This is a genomic window from Faecalibacterium gallinarum (assembly GCF_022180365.1).
In the GTDB taxonomy this organism is placed as follows: domain Bacteria; phylum Bacillota; class Clostridia; order Oscillospirales; family Ruminococcaceae; genus Faecalibacterium; species Faecalibacterium gallinarum.
In genome coordinates this window covers 59,430-74,075 of sequence record NZ_BQKV01000106.1, presented here as the reverse complement: position 1 = coordinate 74,075, position 14,646 = coordinate 59,430, and the positions used below count along the sequence as shown (strand labels likewise).

13 protein-coding genes and 1 tRNA gene are annotated in these 14,646 nt (G+C 64.4%); 11 read left to right on the top strand and 3 right to left on the bottom strand.

Going from position 1 to position 14,646, the window contains the following annotated elements:
* Positions 1-6 precede the first annotated feature (6 nt).
* The 5 genes from JCM17207_RS12645 (at position 7) to JCM17207_RS12625 (ending at position 5,059) form a co-directional block, all read left to right on the top strand.
* Positions 7-1,269, top strand: coding sequence for a methionine gamma-lyase family protein (locus JCM17207_RS12645; RefSeq protein WP_238317985.1), 1,263 nt, complete (start codon positions 7-9; stop codon positions 1,267-1,269).
* 113 nt (positions 1,270-1,382) lie between these two features.
* On the top strand, positions 1,383-2,699 hold the full coding sequence (locus JCM17207_RS12640) for a C1 family peptidase (protein WP_238317984.1): 1,317 nt from the start codon (positions 1,383-1,385) through the stop codon (positions 2,697-2,699).
* A 190-nt stretch (positions 2,700-2,889) separates the two neighbouring features.
* Positions 2,890-3,513 (top strand): sugar transferase, encoded by a 624-nt coding sequence (locus JCM17207_RS12635; RefSeq protein ID WP_238317983.1) that lies wholly within the window; start codon positions 2,890-2,892, stop codon positions 3,511-3,513.
* Between the two features lie 195 nt (positions 3,514-3,708).
* A complete protein-coding gene (prfB, locus tag JCM17207_RS12630) occupies positions 3,709-4,830 on the top strand; it encodes a peptide chain release factor 2 (protein WP_238317982.1) in 1,122 nt (373 codons plus the stop codon).
* A gap of 73 nt (positions 4,831-4,903) precedes the next feature.
* On the top strand, positions 4,904-5,059 hold the full coding sequence (locus JCM17207_RS12625) for a hypothetical protein (protein WP_238317981.1): 156 nt from the start codon (positions 4,904-4,906) through the stop codon (positions 5,057-5,059).
* 67 nt (positions 5,060-5,126) lie between these two features.
* Here JCM17207_RS12625 and JCM17207_RS12620 read toward each other — a convergent pair whose 3' ends face one another.
* Genes JCM17207_RS12620 through JCM17207_RS12610 form a run of 3 tightly spaced genes read right to left on the bottom strand, consistent with a single transcriptional unit; the run spans position 5,127 to position 7,412 of the window.
* Positions 5,127-6,104, bottom strand: coding sequence for an ATP-binding protein (locus JCM17207_RS12620; protein WP_238317980.1), 978 nt, complete (start codon positions 6,102-6,104; stop codon positions 5,127-5,129).
* A gap of 30 nt (positions 6,105-6,134) precedes the next feature.
* Positions 6,135-7,049, bottom strand: a complete 915-nt coding sequence (locus JCM17207_RS12615) for a DnaD domain-containing protein (protein ID WP_238317979.1) — start codon at positions 7,047-7,049, stop codon at positions 6,135-6,137.
* 3 nt (positions 7,050-7,052) lie between these two features.
* Positions 7,053-7,412 (bottom strand): hypothetical protein, encoded by a 360-nt coding sequence (locus JCM17207_RS12610; RefSeq protein WP_238317978.1) that lies wholly within the window; start codon positions 7,410-7,412, stop codon positions 7,053-7,055.
* A gap of 169 nt (positions 7,413-7,581) precedes the next feature.
* On the opposite strand from JCM17207_RS12610, the gene JCM17207_RS12605 reads away from it, so the two are divergent.
* The 6 genes from JCM17207_RS12605 to JCM17207_RS12580 all read left to right on the top strand — a co-directional run bounded on the left by JCM17207_RS12605 (position 7,582) and on the right by JCM17207_RS12580 (position 14,645).
* Positions 7,582-7,657: transfer RNA gene (locus JCM17207_RS12605), tRNA-Gly, on the top strand.
* 220 nt (positions 7,658-7,877) lie between these two features.
* Complete coding sequence (locus JCM17207_RS12600) at positions 7,878-10,145, top strand: hydratase (protein WP_238317977.1); 2,268 nt, start codon at positions 7,878-7,880, stop codon at positions 10,143-10,145.
* Between the two features lie 24 nt (positions 10,146-10,169).
* On the top strand, positions 10,170-11,018 hold the full coding sequence (locus JCM17207_RS12595; RefSeq protein WP_238317976.1) for a PHP domain-containing protein: 849 nt from the start codon (positions 10,170-10,172) through the stop codon (positions 11,016-11,018).
* 109 nt (positions 11,019-11,127) lie between these two features.
* A complete protein-coding gene (locus JCM17207_RS12590) occupies positions 11,128-11,385 on the top strand; it encodes a TIGR03905 family TSCPD domain-containing protein (protein WP_238317975.1) in 258 nt (85 codons plus the stop codon).
* 651 nt (positions 11,386-12,036) lie between these two features.
* Positions 12,037-12,696: an HAD hydrolase-like protein gene (locus tag JCM17207_RS12585; RefSeq protein ID WP_238317974.1), complete on the top strand. Its 660-nt coding sequence runs from the start codon at positions 12,037-12,039 to the stop codon at positions 12,694-12,696.
* Between the two features lie 14 nt (positions 12,697-12,710).
* The gene (locus tag JCM17207_RS12580; RefSeq protein WP_238317973.1) at positions 12,711-14,645 is read left to right on the top strand and encodes an SGNH/GDSL hydrolase family protein; all 1,935 of its coding nucleotides are present in this window, start codon (positions 12,711-12,713) and stop codon (positions 14,643-14,645) included.
* The last annotated feature ends 1 nt before the right edge of the window (position 14,646 follow it).

Here is a 14,646-nt window from a genome sequence, read left to right as displayed (position 1 = left end):
AATACTATGCTGGAACAATTTTTCGACTATAAACCGGAAGTCCTGGCCCTGGACGCCAAGGCCATGGAGCTCTGCCGCCCCTATTTCGAGAAGATGGAGGAGATCCGGGACTATAACCAACTCAAGATGCTGAAAGCCTTCGCCGACACCCAGATGTCCTCCACCGATATGCTGGGCACCACCGGCTACGGCCTGTGGGACACCGGCCGGGAGAAGCTGGAACAGATCTTCGCCCGGGTGATGGGGGCCGAGGACGCCCTGGTCCGCAGTCAGTTCATGAGCGGCACCCACACCCTGGCGGTGGCCCTCTTCGGGCTGCTGCGGGCGGGGGACACCCTGCTGGCCGCCACCGGCCGCCCCTACGACACCCTGGAAGGGGTCATCGGCATCGACGGCAAGGGCCAGGGCACCGGCACCCTGGCGGACTACGGCATCCACTACGACGAGGTGCCCCTGCTGGAAGATTTCACCCCCGACTATGCCCAGATCGCCGCCAAGGCCCCCGGGGCCAAGGTCTGCCACATCCAGCGCAGCCGGGGCTATTTGCAGCGGAACGCCTTTGACCTGGCCACCATCCAAAAGATTGCCGACACCGCCCGGGCCGCCAACCCCGATATCATTGTCTTCGTGGACAACTGCTACGGCGAGTTCACCCAGAAAGAGGAGCCCTGCCAGGCGGGGGCGGATTTAGTCGCCGGCAGCCTCATTAAAAACCCCGGCGGCGGCATCGCCCCCACCGGCGGCTACATCGCGGGCCGGCGGGATCTGGTGGAGCAGTGCGCCTACCGTCTCAACGCCCCGGGCCTGGGCAAAGAGCTGGGCTGCACCCTGGACACCCCCCGGGATATGTACCTGGGCTTCTACTACGCCCCCGGCGTGGTCTGCGAGGCCATTAAGACGGCCATCTATGCCCAGTGCCTTTTGGAGCTGGCGGGGAAGAACCCCATCCCCCGGTACTGGGAGGACCACAACGACATCGTCACCTGCTTTGACGCAGGGACGGCCGATGCCCTGATCGGCTTCTGCCGGGGGGTCCAGGCCGCCAGCCCGGTGGACAGCTACGCCGCCCCCGAACCCTGCCCCGAACCGGGCTACACCGACGAGGTGATCATGGCCAGCGGCAGCTTCACCCAGGGCAGCACCATCGAGCTGTCCTGCGACGGCCCCATCCGCGCCCCCTATACCTGCTACCTCCAGGGCGGTTTGAACTTCGCCGCCAGCCGGGCCGGGGTGCTGCTGGCGGTCCAGAACGCCTACTTCGCCGGCTAAAAATCCGGCGGCAACCCCCGCGAACTTTGTCGCAAACGCTCCTTGCAAACCGGGCGGGCCTGGCCTATACTAGGGCCAGAGACCCAATATAAAAGCAGGGAGTGTGATTTTCGATGCATAACGTAACCCCCATCGACCCGAGCCTGCTGGCCCGGCTGGAAGAAGGGTATTCCGCCCGCCCCGAACTGGGGCTTTGGTCCAGCGCCCTGAGCCGGACCCCGCTGGCCGACGCGGCCTTTGTGCCCGCGGCCGCCGCCAAGCTGCGGCCGGAGTTCTCGGTGGTGGTGCCCACCACCGGCATCACCAACCAGAAAAAGAGCGGCCGGTGCTGGATGTTCTCCACCATGAACATTCTGCGGGAGCGGGTGATCCGCAACTGCAACCTGGCCGAGTTCGCCCTCTCGGGTACATACCTGGCCTTCTATGACAAGCTGGAAAAGGCGAATCTTTTCTACGAGAACATCCTCCATTTTGCGTCCCAGAAGCTGGAGGACCGGGAGACCCATACCCTGATGGGCAACCCGCTGCCCGACGGCGGCCAGTGGGATATGACCGTCAGCCTGATCCGGAAATACGGCCTTCTGCCCGACTGGGCCATGCCCGAGACGGTCCACTCCACCGGCACCGAGCAGTACAACGCCATCCTCTGCCGCAAGCTGCGGCGGGACGGCCTGGAACTCCGGGCTCTGGCCCAGGCCGGCCAGGACCCCGCCCCCCGCCGGGCCGAGATGCTCCAGGAGGTCTACAACGCCCTCTGCATCCTCTACGGCCAGCCCCCCAAGACCTTCGATTTTATCTATACCGATAAAGCGGGGGTCTACCACTGCGACCCGGGGCTGACCCCCAAGGGCTTCTTTGAGAAGTATGTGGGGGACAACCTGGACGACTACCAGGTGGTCATCGCGTCCCCCATCCACCCCCTGAACCGGACCTTCTGCCAGCCCTATATGGGGGACCTGGTGGAGGAGAATATGTTCTGGCTCAACCTGACCCTCGAAGAGCTGGAGGACCTGACCGTCCGCCAGCTCCAGGCGGGGGAGCCGGTCTTTTTCAGCTGCGACTGCCACCCCGACCGGGACCGGGAACTGGGGTATTGGGACCCGGATTCCTTCCAGTACGGCGCGGTGCTGGGCGGGCTCGACCTGGAAATGAGCCGGGCCGACTGCCTGACCACCCGGGAGAGCCGGATGAACCACTGCATGATCTTCTGCGGGGTGAACCTGGGCCCGGACGGCAAACCCGACCGCTGGAAGATCGAGAACAGCTGGGGCGACGCCTCCGGCCAGAAGGGGTATTTCATCGGCAGCGAAAAATGGTTTGAGCGGTACGTCTACCAGGTGACCGTCCGCAAGGACCTGTTGAGCGACGCCCAGCGGGCGCTGCTGGCCCAGGAGCCTCTGCCCATGGCCCTGTGGGACCCGCTGGCCTGAGGAAAAGGCCCGGGGCCGCCCGAAAACGGAAAACCGCGGGCCTGTTTTTCTTCCGGTAGGGGGGGAGACGGGCCCGTTTTCCTTGCCCGCCCGGCGGGAGGATGTTATAATAATCGGTGATTGGTGCCCGCCGCATTGGGCGCATACTGTAAAAAAGTGCCCCGTCCCCGTGGGCATGGGAGGAAATCGAATGTACCAAAAAGTATTCAAACGCTGGCTGGATTTTTTCCTGGCGCTGGCCGGGCTGATCTGCCTTTCCTGGCTGATGCTGGGGCTCTGCATCGCCATCAAGCTGGATTCCCCGGGGCCGGTGCTCTTTAAACAGAAGCGGGTGGGCATCCACAAAAAGCACTTCCAGATCCTGAAATTCCGTACCATGCGCAGCGACACCCCCCACGATATGCCCACCCATCTGCTGAAAAGCCCCGACCAGTATATTACCCGGGTGGGGCGGTTTCTGCGCAAGACCAGCTTGGACGAACTGCCCCAGCTTTTGAACATCCTGGCGGGGGACATGGCGGTGATCGGCCCCCGCCCCGCCCTCTGGAACCAGTATGACCTGCTGGAAGAGCGGGACAAATACGGCGCCAACGACGTCCGCCCCGGCCTCACCGGCTGGGCCCAGATCCACGGCCGGGACGAGCTGGAAATCCCCGAGAAGGCCCGGCTGGACGGGGAGTATGTGAAGAACATCTCCTTCTGGATGGACGTGAAATGCTTCTTCGGCACCATTGCGGTGGTGCTCCGCCACGACGGCGTGGTGGAGGGCGGCACCGGCGCTCTGGCCGACCAAAAGCCCAAAAATACCCCGTAAAAGGCCTCCCGGCGGGAAATTGGGGATTGATTTTGCCCCCGAAGCCCGGTATACTAAAAGAGTATCTGTATATGAGAGTATCTTTTTGCCCGGCGGTCCGCAGCGGGGCGAAAGATCGGCAGGCCGCCCCCTGGAACCCGGGCCGGGCGGCGAGTTTCGACCGCAGCAAAGCGGAAAAGAGAGGTACTTTGGGATATGATTACAGTTGAAGAACTCAAGGTCCAGCTGGCCGAGTACAAGACGGCCGTCAAGGACCTGGAAGAAGCGCTGGCCATCGAAGCCAGCAAAAAACGTGTGCAGGAGCTGGAGCACACCATGACCCGCCCCGGCTTTTACGATGACGCCGAGGCCAGCAAGAAGGTCTTTGACGAGGTGGGCGACCTCAAGGGCAAACTGGGCCGGTACGAGAAGCTCCAGGGCCTTTACGACGACGCCGAGACCATGCTCCTGATGATCGAGGAAGAGAACGACCCCGGCATGATCCCCGAGGGCGAAGAGGCCGTCGAGGCCGTGGGCAAAGCGGTGGACGAGCTGCAGCTGATGACCATGCTGAACGGCGAGTACGACCACAGCAACGCGATCCTGACCTTCCACGCCGGCACCGGCGGCACCGAGGCCCAGGACTGGGCCGAGATGCTCTACCGGATGTACTCCAAGTGGGCCCAGGCCCACGGCATGACGGTGGAGGTGCTGGATTATCAGGACGGCGACGAGGCCGGCCTCAAGAGCGCTTCCATCATGGTCAAGGGCGCCAACGCCTACGGCCTGCTCAAGAGCGAGAACGGCGTCCACCGTCTGGTGCGGGTCAGCCCCTTTGACGCCAACGCCCGCCGTCAGACCAGCTTCGCCTCCCTGGAGGTCATGCCCGAGCTGGACCACAGCATCCAGGTCAACATTCGGCCGGAGGACATCGAGATGCAGGTCTACCGTTCTTCGGGCGCCGGCGGCCAGCACATCAACAAGACTTCCAGTGCGGTCCGTCTGATCCACAAGCCCACCGGCATCGTGGTCAGCTGCCAGACCCAGCGCAGCCAGTTCCAGAACCGCGACTACGCCATGGAAATGCTGAAAGCCAAGCTCTACCAGATCGCCCAGCAGCAGCACATGGAGAAGATCGAGGACATCAAGGGCGTCCAGAACGAGATCGCCTGGGGCCACCAGATCCGCAGCTATGTCTTTATGCCCTACACCATGGTCAAGGATCACCGCACCAGCTACGAGACCAGCAACGTCAACGCCGTTATGGACGGCGATCTGGACGGCTTCATCTTCGCTTACCTGAAAGCTGCCAGCCGCGGCGAGCTGAAGGACGAGTAAGCCCCGGAATACCACCTAAAACCAAAAGGGACACTGTGTTTCACAGTGCCCCTTTTTTGTGCGCGCGGCGGACTTGAAGCCCGTTCTAAAGGCCCTTTTGGCCCGGTACGGCAGCCTCACCGCCAAGGACATCGACGCCCGGGAAGGGGCGATTCTGGAGCTGCTGGGGTCCTTCGGCTTTCAGGAGATCACCCGGCAGTATGAGATGGCGAAACCCCTCCGGAACTGAGAGACAAAAAAGAAGAGCGCCTGTGCCCCCGCAAAGGGAGGACAGGCGCTGTTTTGTTCTGTGGGGCTCACTCCGCCGACTTGATGGCCCGGATGTCGTTGCCCAGAAACAGCCGGGGGGAGAAGGCCGACAGCCGGCTGGAAACCTTCTCGGTGTAGAGCTTTTCCAAAAGGGAGCCGTCGGTGATGTTGGAGGTTACGATGGTGGGCTTGTGGGCCCCCAGCCGCTCGTTGAGCAGGCTGTACAGGGTGCTGATGAGGAAGTTGGAGTTAAACTCGGTGCCCAGATCGTCCAGGATCAGCAGGTCGGCCCCGGCCGCCGTCCGGAACAAGAGCTCCCGCTCGTTGTCGGGGTCCTGGCCGAAGCGCAGAGCCTCCAGCCGGCCGAAAAATTCGGGGCTGGAAACGTAGATCACATCGAAGCCTTTTTCCAGGGCGGCCCCCGCGATGGCCAGGGCGGCGTGGGTTTTGCCCAGGCCCGCGTTGCCCACCAGCATCAGGTTTTCGCTGTCCAGGTCGAACTCCTCGGCGTAGCCCCGCAGATCTTCCAGCAAATCGTCCATGTAGGCCCGGACGCTTCGGCCGATCTGGGGGTCCCGGACGTTGGGGTAGTAGTCCGCCTTGAGGGTGTCGAAGCTGGCCACCTTCAGGCTGGAAAGGGCTTCGATCTCCTCCCGGCGCATCCGGCGCATCTCCCGGCGGACACACTCGCAGGTGCGGCCCTCGGCGACGCCGGTGTCCTGGCAGAGGGGGCAGGTGTATTTGGGCTCCAGGGCGTCGGGGCTCCGGCCGCTGGCGGCCAGCAGGTCGGCCAGGTTCTGGCGGGCCTGGGCCAGGGCGGCAGCGGCGGCGGCTTTATCCTGCCCGGCGGCCCCCGCCAGGGCACAGCGGATGCCCCGCACCCGCACTTCGTCCTCGGCGTGGCGCAGGGCGGGGATGGCGGCCTCGGCCTCGGCCCGGCGGTCCTCCGCCAGGGCCCGGGCGGTCTGACGGCGGAGGGCTACCGCCCGCATCGCCGCCTGATAGAGTTCGTTTTTGCTGCGCATGGTCAGCCCATCCTTTCAGTTAACGGTAGTTTAGTCTTTCCGCTTGCGGCGGAGGGGGCGGGTGGCGGCGTCGGCCAGGAAGTTGTTGCCGCTGGGGTTTTCCCGGTCCACCCGCAGGTTCCGCCCGGCCCCCGACAGGGGCACCGGGCCCCGGACGTCCCGGACGTTCCGCAGGCCCTTGGCGTTCCAGGTCTTGAGGATGCTGTTCCAGTACCACAGGTCCCGCTTGGGCCCGGCCTGGACGGCGGCCTCCTGCACCATGGCGTCGTCGTAGCCATAGACCTCGTACCACCGGGCGATGGCTTTCCGCCCGCCCAGGGTGAGCCCCTCGGGCTGGATCTGGAGCAGGGAACAGACGTACCGCTCCCGCTCGGCCCGCAGGGCCAATAGTTTCAGGTGGGCGTCGGCCTGCTCGCCGGTCTCCACCCCCTCGGCCCGCCAGACTTTCAGCTCGTGGGTGGTGGCCCCCAGGGTCCGCTTGCCCTGGGCCGACACATAGGCCAGGCAGAGCATGATGGTCTCGGGCTCGTAGCCCTCTTGCAGATAGAGGTTGACCAGCTTTTCCATCTCGCTGTGGGTCAGGGGGCGGTTGAACCCGGCCTGGGCGCAGTCGATGAGGCTGGAAATCATGGGGTCGGTGCGGGAGGCCGCCGCGATCTCGGCCCAGGTCATGGGGGCGGGGGCCGAGGGCTCCTCGGCGGGGGCGGCGTTTTCCTCGTACCGCTCCAAAAGCCCCGCCCCCGCCCAGAAGGCCAGGGCGCTCTCGGCCGAGATCCGGCTGCGGAGCTTGAGGGCGGCGCAGAGCTTGTCCGGGTCGGTGATCCCGGTGGCCAGCACATACAGCGCCACCCGGACGCTGTACTCCTCGGCGATGCCCAGCTTGGAAAAGACCAGCTGGGGCACCGCCACCGTGTCCCCCTGCTGGGGTTTCAGGCGGTAGATCATGGCTCAGCCCTCCGTTTCTTCGGCCGCCGGGGTGGGGCTCCAGGGCTCACAGTCCAGGATGGAGGGGCAGCTGCGCCAGCGGTCGGTCTCGGCGGTATAGATCTCTTCCAGCCGGGCGGCGGCCTGGGTGCGGCCTTCTTCGTCCAGCAAAAACTCCTCCCGGCGGCGCAGGGCCGGGTCGGTGCGCTCCAAGGTCCAGGGCCCGGGCCAGTAGTCCAGGGTGAGGATGCTCTCTTCCTGCTCGGCGCCGTCCGGCCCGGTGACCTTCCGTTTGCCGGGGGTCAGCCGGTAGAACAGCCCCTCGATATTGGCGCTGTAAATGTTCTTACACTTAAAATAATGCAGCAAGGGAATCTGCGGCATGGTATGGCTCCCTCCAAGAAAATACAGCCCCCGCAAAAGAGGCGGGGGGATACCTAAATTATAAGGCATCCGGGGCAAAATGCAACCGATTTTTTTCCGCCCGCCCCAATTCGACCCAAAAAAAACGGTTGACAACCCGCCCCGATGGTGCTAAAATAATGGAGTACTTGCAGGGTTAGCTCATCCGGTAGAGCGACTGCTTCCCAAGCAGTAGGCGGCGGGTTCGAGTCCCGTATCCTGCTCCATCACCGACAGGTTCCATCTGGGCCTGTCGGTTTTTTGTTTGCCTGCGCCCGGGGACATCGGGCCAGTTTACCAATTTAAAACAAAAAAGTGCTTTTTCTTTACCGCGTTTCGTGTTATACTACCGTTTAAGGGGAGCGGCGCCCCGGCACACGGGCCGGGGGAGCTCCGCAAAAAACGAGCCTGCCCGGTGGGTTTCGGGGCAGGAGAGAGGGGTATACCATGATCAAATGCAGCAACGGCGGGGCCTACCTGGCCCGCGGCGAGTGGGTCCCGGCGGGGCCCGAGGCCTCGGCGGCTCTGGCGGCCAAGGGTTTTGACGCCGCAGCGGCAGCCGCCGCCCGTCAGGGCACCATCGCCTGGAAGATCCTCCAGGCCCACAACACCAGCGGCGACGCCGAAAACCTGAAAATCAAGTTCGACGCCATGGCCAGCCATGACATCACCTTTGTGGGCATCATCCAGACGGCACGGGCCTCGGGGCTGGAAAAGTTCCCGCTGCCCTATGTGCTGACCAACTGCCACAACAGCCTCTGCGCCGTGGGCGGCACCATCAACGAGGACGACCACCGCTTCGGCCTGTCCGCCGCCAAAAAGTACGGGGGCATCTTTGTGCCGCCCCACCTGGCGGTCATCCACCAGTACATGCGGGAGAAGTTCGCGGGCTGCGGCAAGATGATTCTGGGCTCCGACTCCCACACCCGGTATGGCGCTCTGGGCACCCTGGCCATCGGCGAGGGCGGCGGCGAGCTGGCCAAGCAGCTGCTGGGCCGGACCTACGACGTGGCCTGCCCCGGCGTGGTGGCGATTTACCTCACCGGCAAGCTGCCGGTGGGCTGCGGCCCCCACGATGTGGCCATCGCCCTGGTGGGCGCCCTGTTCAAGAATGGCTATGTGAAAAACAAGGTGATGGAGTTCGTGGGCCCCGGTGTGGCCACCCTGAGCCAGGACACCCGGAACGCCATCGACGCCATGACCACCGAAACCACCTGCCTGTCCTCCATCTGGTGCACCGACGAGACGACGCAGAAATATCTGGCCGTCCACGGCCGGGCCGCCGATTATGCGCCCCTGGCCCCCGGTGATCTGGCCTACTACGACGGCGTCGTCGAGGTGGATCTGTCCGCCATCCGGCCCATGATCGCCCTGCCCATGCACCCCTCCAACGCCTACACCATCGAGGAGCTGAACGCAAACCTCGAGGAGATCCTCCACGCCTGCGAGGAGGACGTCAAGCAGCTGGTGGGCCGGAAGGACGTCACCCTGGACCTGTGCAGCAAGATCGAGAACGGCAAGCTCCGGGTGGACCAGGGGGTCATCGCGGGCTGTGCCGGCGGCCTCTACGACAGCATCACCGAGGCGGCTTCCATCCTCAAGGGCCGCACCGGCGGCTGCGGCGACTACGCCCTCAGCGTCTACCCGGCCAGCCAGCCGGTGATGATGGAACTGGTGCGCACCGGCGCCATCGCCTCCCTGATGGCCTCGGGCGCCACCATCCGCACCGCCTTCTGCGGGCCCTGCTTCGGCGCGGGCGACGTCCCCGCCAACGGCGCGCTGTCCATCCGCCACACCACCCGCAACTTCCCCAGCCGGGAGGGCTCCAAGCCGGGCAGCGGCCAGCTGGCGGGCGTGGCCCTGATGGATGCCCGCAGCATTGCGGCCACCACCGCAAACGGCGGCATCCTGACCCCGGCCACCGACATCGACTACGATCCCACCGTCCCCGAGTACCAGTACGACGGCTCCAGCTACGCCGCCCGGGTCTACCAGGGCTTCGGTCACGGGGAGTACGACGCCCTGCTCAAGCTGGGCCCCAACATCAAGGACTGGCCCGAGATCGCACCCCTGGGGGAGAATCTGCTCTTGAAAGTGGCCTCCTTCATCACCGACCCGGTGACCACCACCGACGAGCTGATCCCCTCGGGTGAGACCAGCTCCTACCGCTCCAACCCCCTGGGCCTGGCCGAGTTCACCCTCAGCCGGAAAGACCCGGCCTACGTGGGCCGCGCCAAGGCGGTCCAGGCCGAGGAGGCCGCCCGCCGCGCCGGGGAAGGGGACGAGGCCCTGCTGGCTCAGGTGCATAAAGTCCCCGGCTGCGAGGCGCTGACCTGGGAGCAGCTGCAAATCGCCTCCACCATCTACGCGGTCAAGCCGGGGGACGGCTCGGCCCGGGAGCAGGCCGCCAGCTGCCAGCGTGTGCTGGGGGCCGGGGCCAACATCGCCGCCGAGTACGCCACCAAACGCTACCGCTCCAACCTCATCAACTGGGGCATGCTGCCCTTCCAGCTGGCGGGGGCGGTGCCCTTCGGGCTGGGGGACTATCTCCTGATCCCCAACGTCCGGGCAGCCCTGGCGGGGGACCTGAGCGCCATCCCGGCCTATGTGCTGGGGTCTGAGCCCCGGGCCTTCACCCTCTCCATTGCGGCGCTGACCAACGACGAGCGCCAGATCCTGGCGGACGGCTGCCTGATCAACTTCTACAAACACTGAACCCCATAAGGAGGCGTTTTGCCCATGCCGGGCGATCTGCACAACCACACCACCTGTTCCGATGGCTCCACCCCCATCCAGCGCCTGGCCCCCATGGCGGCCCGGGCGGGGCTGGACGTGCTGGCCATCTCGGACCATGACACCCTGCTCAGCGCCGAATACTGCTGGTGTCACCCCACCCAGGACGGGGTGAGGCTGATCCCCGCCGCCGAGCTGACGGGCTACGACTACGAGCGGAAGCACCGGGTCCATCTGCTCTGCTACTACCCCCAGGACTGCCCCGAACTGCGGGCCCACTGCGACGTGATGCGCCAGCGCCGGAACGAGTGCGGGCTGCAAAGCGCCCGGGAGCTGGAGGCCATTTACCCCCAGTTCCGCACCGAGCAGGCCCTGGAATACGCCAAGGACAGCGGGGTTTTGTTCAAGAGCGGCATGATGGAGGCCCTCCACGAGCTGGGTCTGTGCGATGGCGTCTACGGCGAGCTCTACCACAAGCTCTTTGGCTGGAACCCCCGGGGGATCATCCTCCACGAGGTGGAGTATTTCCCGGTGCGCCAGGTGCTGGAGACCGCCCGCGCCGCCCGGGCGGTGGTGGTGTTCGCCCACCCCACGGTGTACAAGAGTATGCCCCTGGTGCGGGAATTGGCCGCCGAGGGGCTGATCGACGGCATCGAGATCAACCACCCCCGGAACAGCGAGGAGGACAAGGCCGAGTGCCGGGCCCTCTGCGAACAATACGGCCTGATCCAGACCGGGGGCACCGATTTCCACGGGTCGAACTCCGCCCACCCCCACCCGGTGGGCACCTGCACCACCCCCGACGACCAGATCGCCCGGATCGACGCCCTGGCCGCCCAGCGGGCCAGAGGGTGAGAGGCCCAAAAGGGGAGAAACCCAACGCTTTCCCGGCCCGGGCCTCGGCGGCTGCCGGCCGGCCCTGAACCGATTGTAAAAACCAACCAGACGAAAGGAAGTCCAAACCATGACCTTTACCTATCCCAACCAGGGCACCTGCTCCAAGATGACCAAGATCGAGCTGGCGCCCGACCACACCATCGAATCCATCGAAGTCGTCGGCGGCTGCAACGGCAACCTGAAGGGCATCAGCAAGCTGCTCAAGGGGATGAAAGCCGAGGACGCCATCGAGCGGATGGAGGGCACCACCTGCGGCCCCCGGCCCACCAGCTGCCCCGACCAGATCGCCAAGAACCTGCGCAAGGCTCTGGCCGAGCTGGGCTGAATAAACCCCTGAAATAACATTAAAAAACGGACTGGCCTGTTTTGGAGTCAGTCCGTTTTTTAATTGCTAATTTTCCGGCCGGGGAGGTTATGCGGTTTTGCCGTTTGAGGCTGCAAGATGCAGGGCGAAACCGGCAGGCGGAATAGAGGAATATCCTCAACCGCGAGGAAACAGATAGGCGAGCGCGGTTTTATTGAGATGCCCACCCACCCGCCCTTTCTTCCCGGAAGGTCTCGTCTCTTTCCCCCAGGCGGCGCTTTGGCGTTGTTGCTCCGCAGAAGGGCAGCCGAACGGTTTGAACGGCAGGGCCCGCACTCTCGGGCCGCGTTGTGGACCGACTTGCGGGGACTGCCGGGCAAATCCGGGCGGCGGCCCCAGGAGCAGCCGCTGGCGGTTTAATTTCCCCGAGAGCGACCACCGACTGCGGAAAACCGCAGGGCCTGACGGTTAGAGGGGGCATGGGGGCGGAGCCCCCATACATCTGACTGGGTGGGAGGGCGGGAGTATAAATAAACAGTGCCCCGGCCCGCCATCCGCAATTGGGATCGTTTTTCGTGTAAAAATTCTGAAATGCCAAACCTTGGAATTGCCGCCCTGGAAAAATTGTGCTATACTATACTTCGTATATCTGTGAAAGAAGGGGTCAAAACCTTGCTGAAATACGATGCAATTCTGTTCGACGTGGACGGCACCCTGCTGGATTCCGCGCCGGGCATTTTGTCTACGATGGAAGAGACCTTCCGTCAGATGGGGGTGGACCCCGCCGGGCTGGATCTGCGCCGGTACCTGGGGCCGCCGCTCCGCCGCACCTTCGGCGAACATTTTTTGGATGAAGCCGACATCGAGCGGGCAACACTGCTGTATAGAGAGAGCTATAAGCGCCGCGGCTGCCATATGTGCCAGCCCTACCCCGGCGCGGCCCGGATGCTGGGCCGCCTGCGGGATGCGGGGCTGATCCTCTGCACCGCCACGTCCAAGCCCACCGAGGTGGCGGCCCCCATCCTGGCCGAGCAGGGTCTCGCGCCCTTCTTTGACCGGATCGACGGCGCCTCGATGGACGCCAGCCGGGATACCAAAACCGATGTCATTCGCTATGTGCTGGACCAGCCCCTGCTTCGGGGCCGCCGGGTCCTGATGGTGGGGGACCGGGCCGAGGATATGCGGGGGGCGGCCGACTGCGGTCTGGACGCTGCCGCCGCCCTCTACGGCTACGGCTCCCGTCAGGAGCTGGAACCCTTTGGCCCGGTGTTCTATCTGGACAGCTGCGATCAACTGGCGGATCTCCTGCTGGGAGCTCCGGCCGCGAAGTGAGGTAGGGAACAATCATGAATCGAAACACTCAGTCCGACAATTCTTCCATGTCGCCCACCCAGAAGCAGGCCGCCCTGGTCTGCGGCATCTGCGCGCTGGCCATCCTGATCACGGCCAGCGTCACCTGGGCGCTGATCCGCCGCAAAGGGGGCGCTGCCCCTCCGGTCAGCTCGGTGGTCACCATCGACGAGGGCGACCTGTCCGACTACTACCAGATCGACGAGACTTCGGGGGCCATCCTGCCCGAGACCGAGGACGCCGGCGAGGCCTATCTGGCCGACACCCTCTTTTTGGGCGACTCCAACACCGTGCGGTACTACAACAACGGCCTGATCAGCCTCCAGCAGTTCTGCGCCAAGGAGGGCATCGGCATCCAGGCCGCCCTCAACGACAAGATCGTCACCTTTAAGGGCCACGACAGCCGCTACACCATCCCCGAGGCGGTGGCCATGATGAAGCCCCGCCGGGTGGTCATCATGTTCGGCACCAACGACAACCACATGGACGTGGAGACCTTCATCGGCCACTACACCGCCTTTGTCCAGGCCATCCAGGCGGCTTACCCCTACACCGACATCATCGTCAACACCGTCCCGCCGGTGCCCCGGAACCACTCCAACTACCCCGACATGGAGCAGAGCAAGATCGACGACTTCAACATGGCCCTGCTCTCCATGTGCGAGAACCTGGGGGTCAAGTTCCTGAACAGCGCCGAGGTGCTCAAGGATGAGACCGGCTACGGCAACCCCGACTACTATATCAGCGGGGACATCCACCTGAAAAACAGCGGCCTGAAAGCCATCCTCAATTACCTGACCACCCACGCCTGGATCACCGAGGACCGCCGCCCCGACACCGACAACATCCCCACCCGGACCATCGAGTATTCCAGCAACCCCAGCGACCCCGTGGCCCCCTCCACCGTGGAGCCCGAGGTCCTCTACGAGGCCCGCTATCAGATCGACCAGAACGTGGGCGGCACCCTGACCTACGGCGAGAGCTCCGGCCAGACCAGCCTGGCGGTGTCCATCACCGACCCGGCCCAGTCCGTCACCGTGACCGCCGAGCCCAGCTCCGGCTATGTCTTTGTCAAGTGGAGCGACGGCGTCACCAGCAAGACCCGCACCGACACCGATTTCAAGCAGAATCTGGACGTCACCGCCATCTTTGCCAGCGCCTCGGTCCAGATTTCCAGCGAAGGCAGCGGCGTTCTGGGGATGAACTACACCTTTAAAGCCACCCTCAGCGGCAAATACACCAGCGCCGACACCCTGCGGTGGTTCGTCAACGGCGAGGAACAGAAGGATGTGGCCGGCATGACCTCCATCACCTTCATCGTGGATCCCGTCCTGGCCAACCAGACCTATAAGATCTACGCCACCGCCAGCTACAACGACTGCGAGATCGTCAGCAACACCCTGACCGTCTCCTTCAAGGAGGGCGTCTCCTCCTCCAGCTCTTCCGGCAGCTCGAGCTCGTCGTCCGGCTCCAGCTCCTCGAGCAGTTCTTCGAGCAGTTCTTCCGGCTCGTCCAGTTCTTCGAGCAGCTCGTCGTCCAGCTCGTCGGCCGCCTCCTCGGAGGACAGCCAGGAGGCCGCCGCTTCCAGTAAGCCCGATTCCGGCTCTTCCTCCAGCTCTTCGTCTTCCTCGAGCTCGTCCAGTAAACCCGATTCTTCGAGCTCTTCTTCCAGCTCGTCGAGCTCTTCCAGCAAGCCCGCTTCCTCGGGCAGCTCTTCCTCCAGCTCGTCCAGCTCTTCCAGCAAGCCCGCTTCTTCGGGCTCGTCTTCCTCGAGCTCTTCCAGCAAACCGGCTTCTTCGTCCAGCGCTTCTTCCAACTCGGGCAGCCACAGCAAACCCGCCTCTTCCGGCGATGAGGACGCCCTGGGGGACGCGCTGACCGGGATTTTTGACCTCTTCAACGAGGGCGAATCCCCCGCCAGCCGGGGCTGAG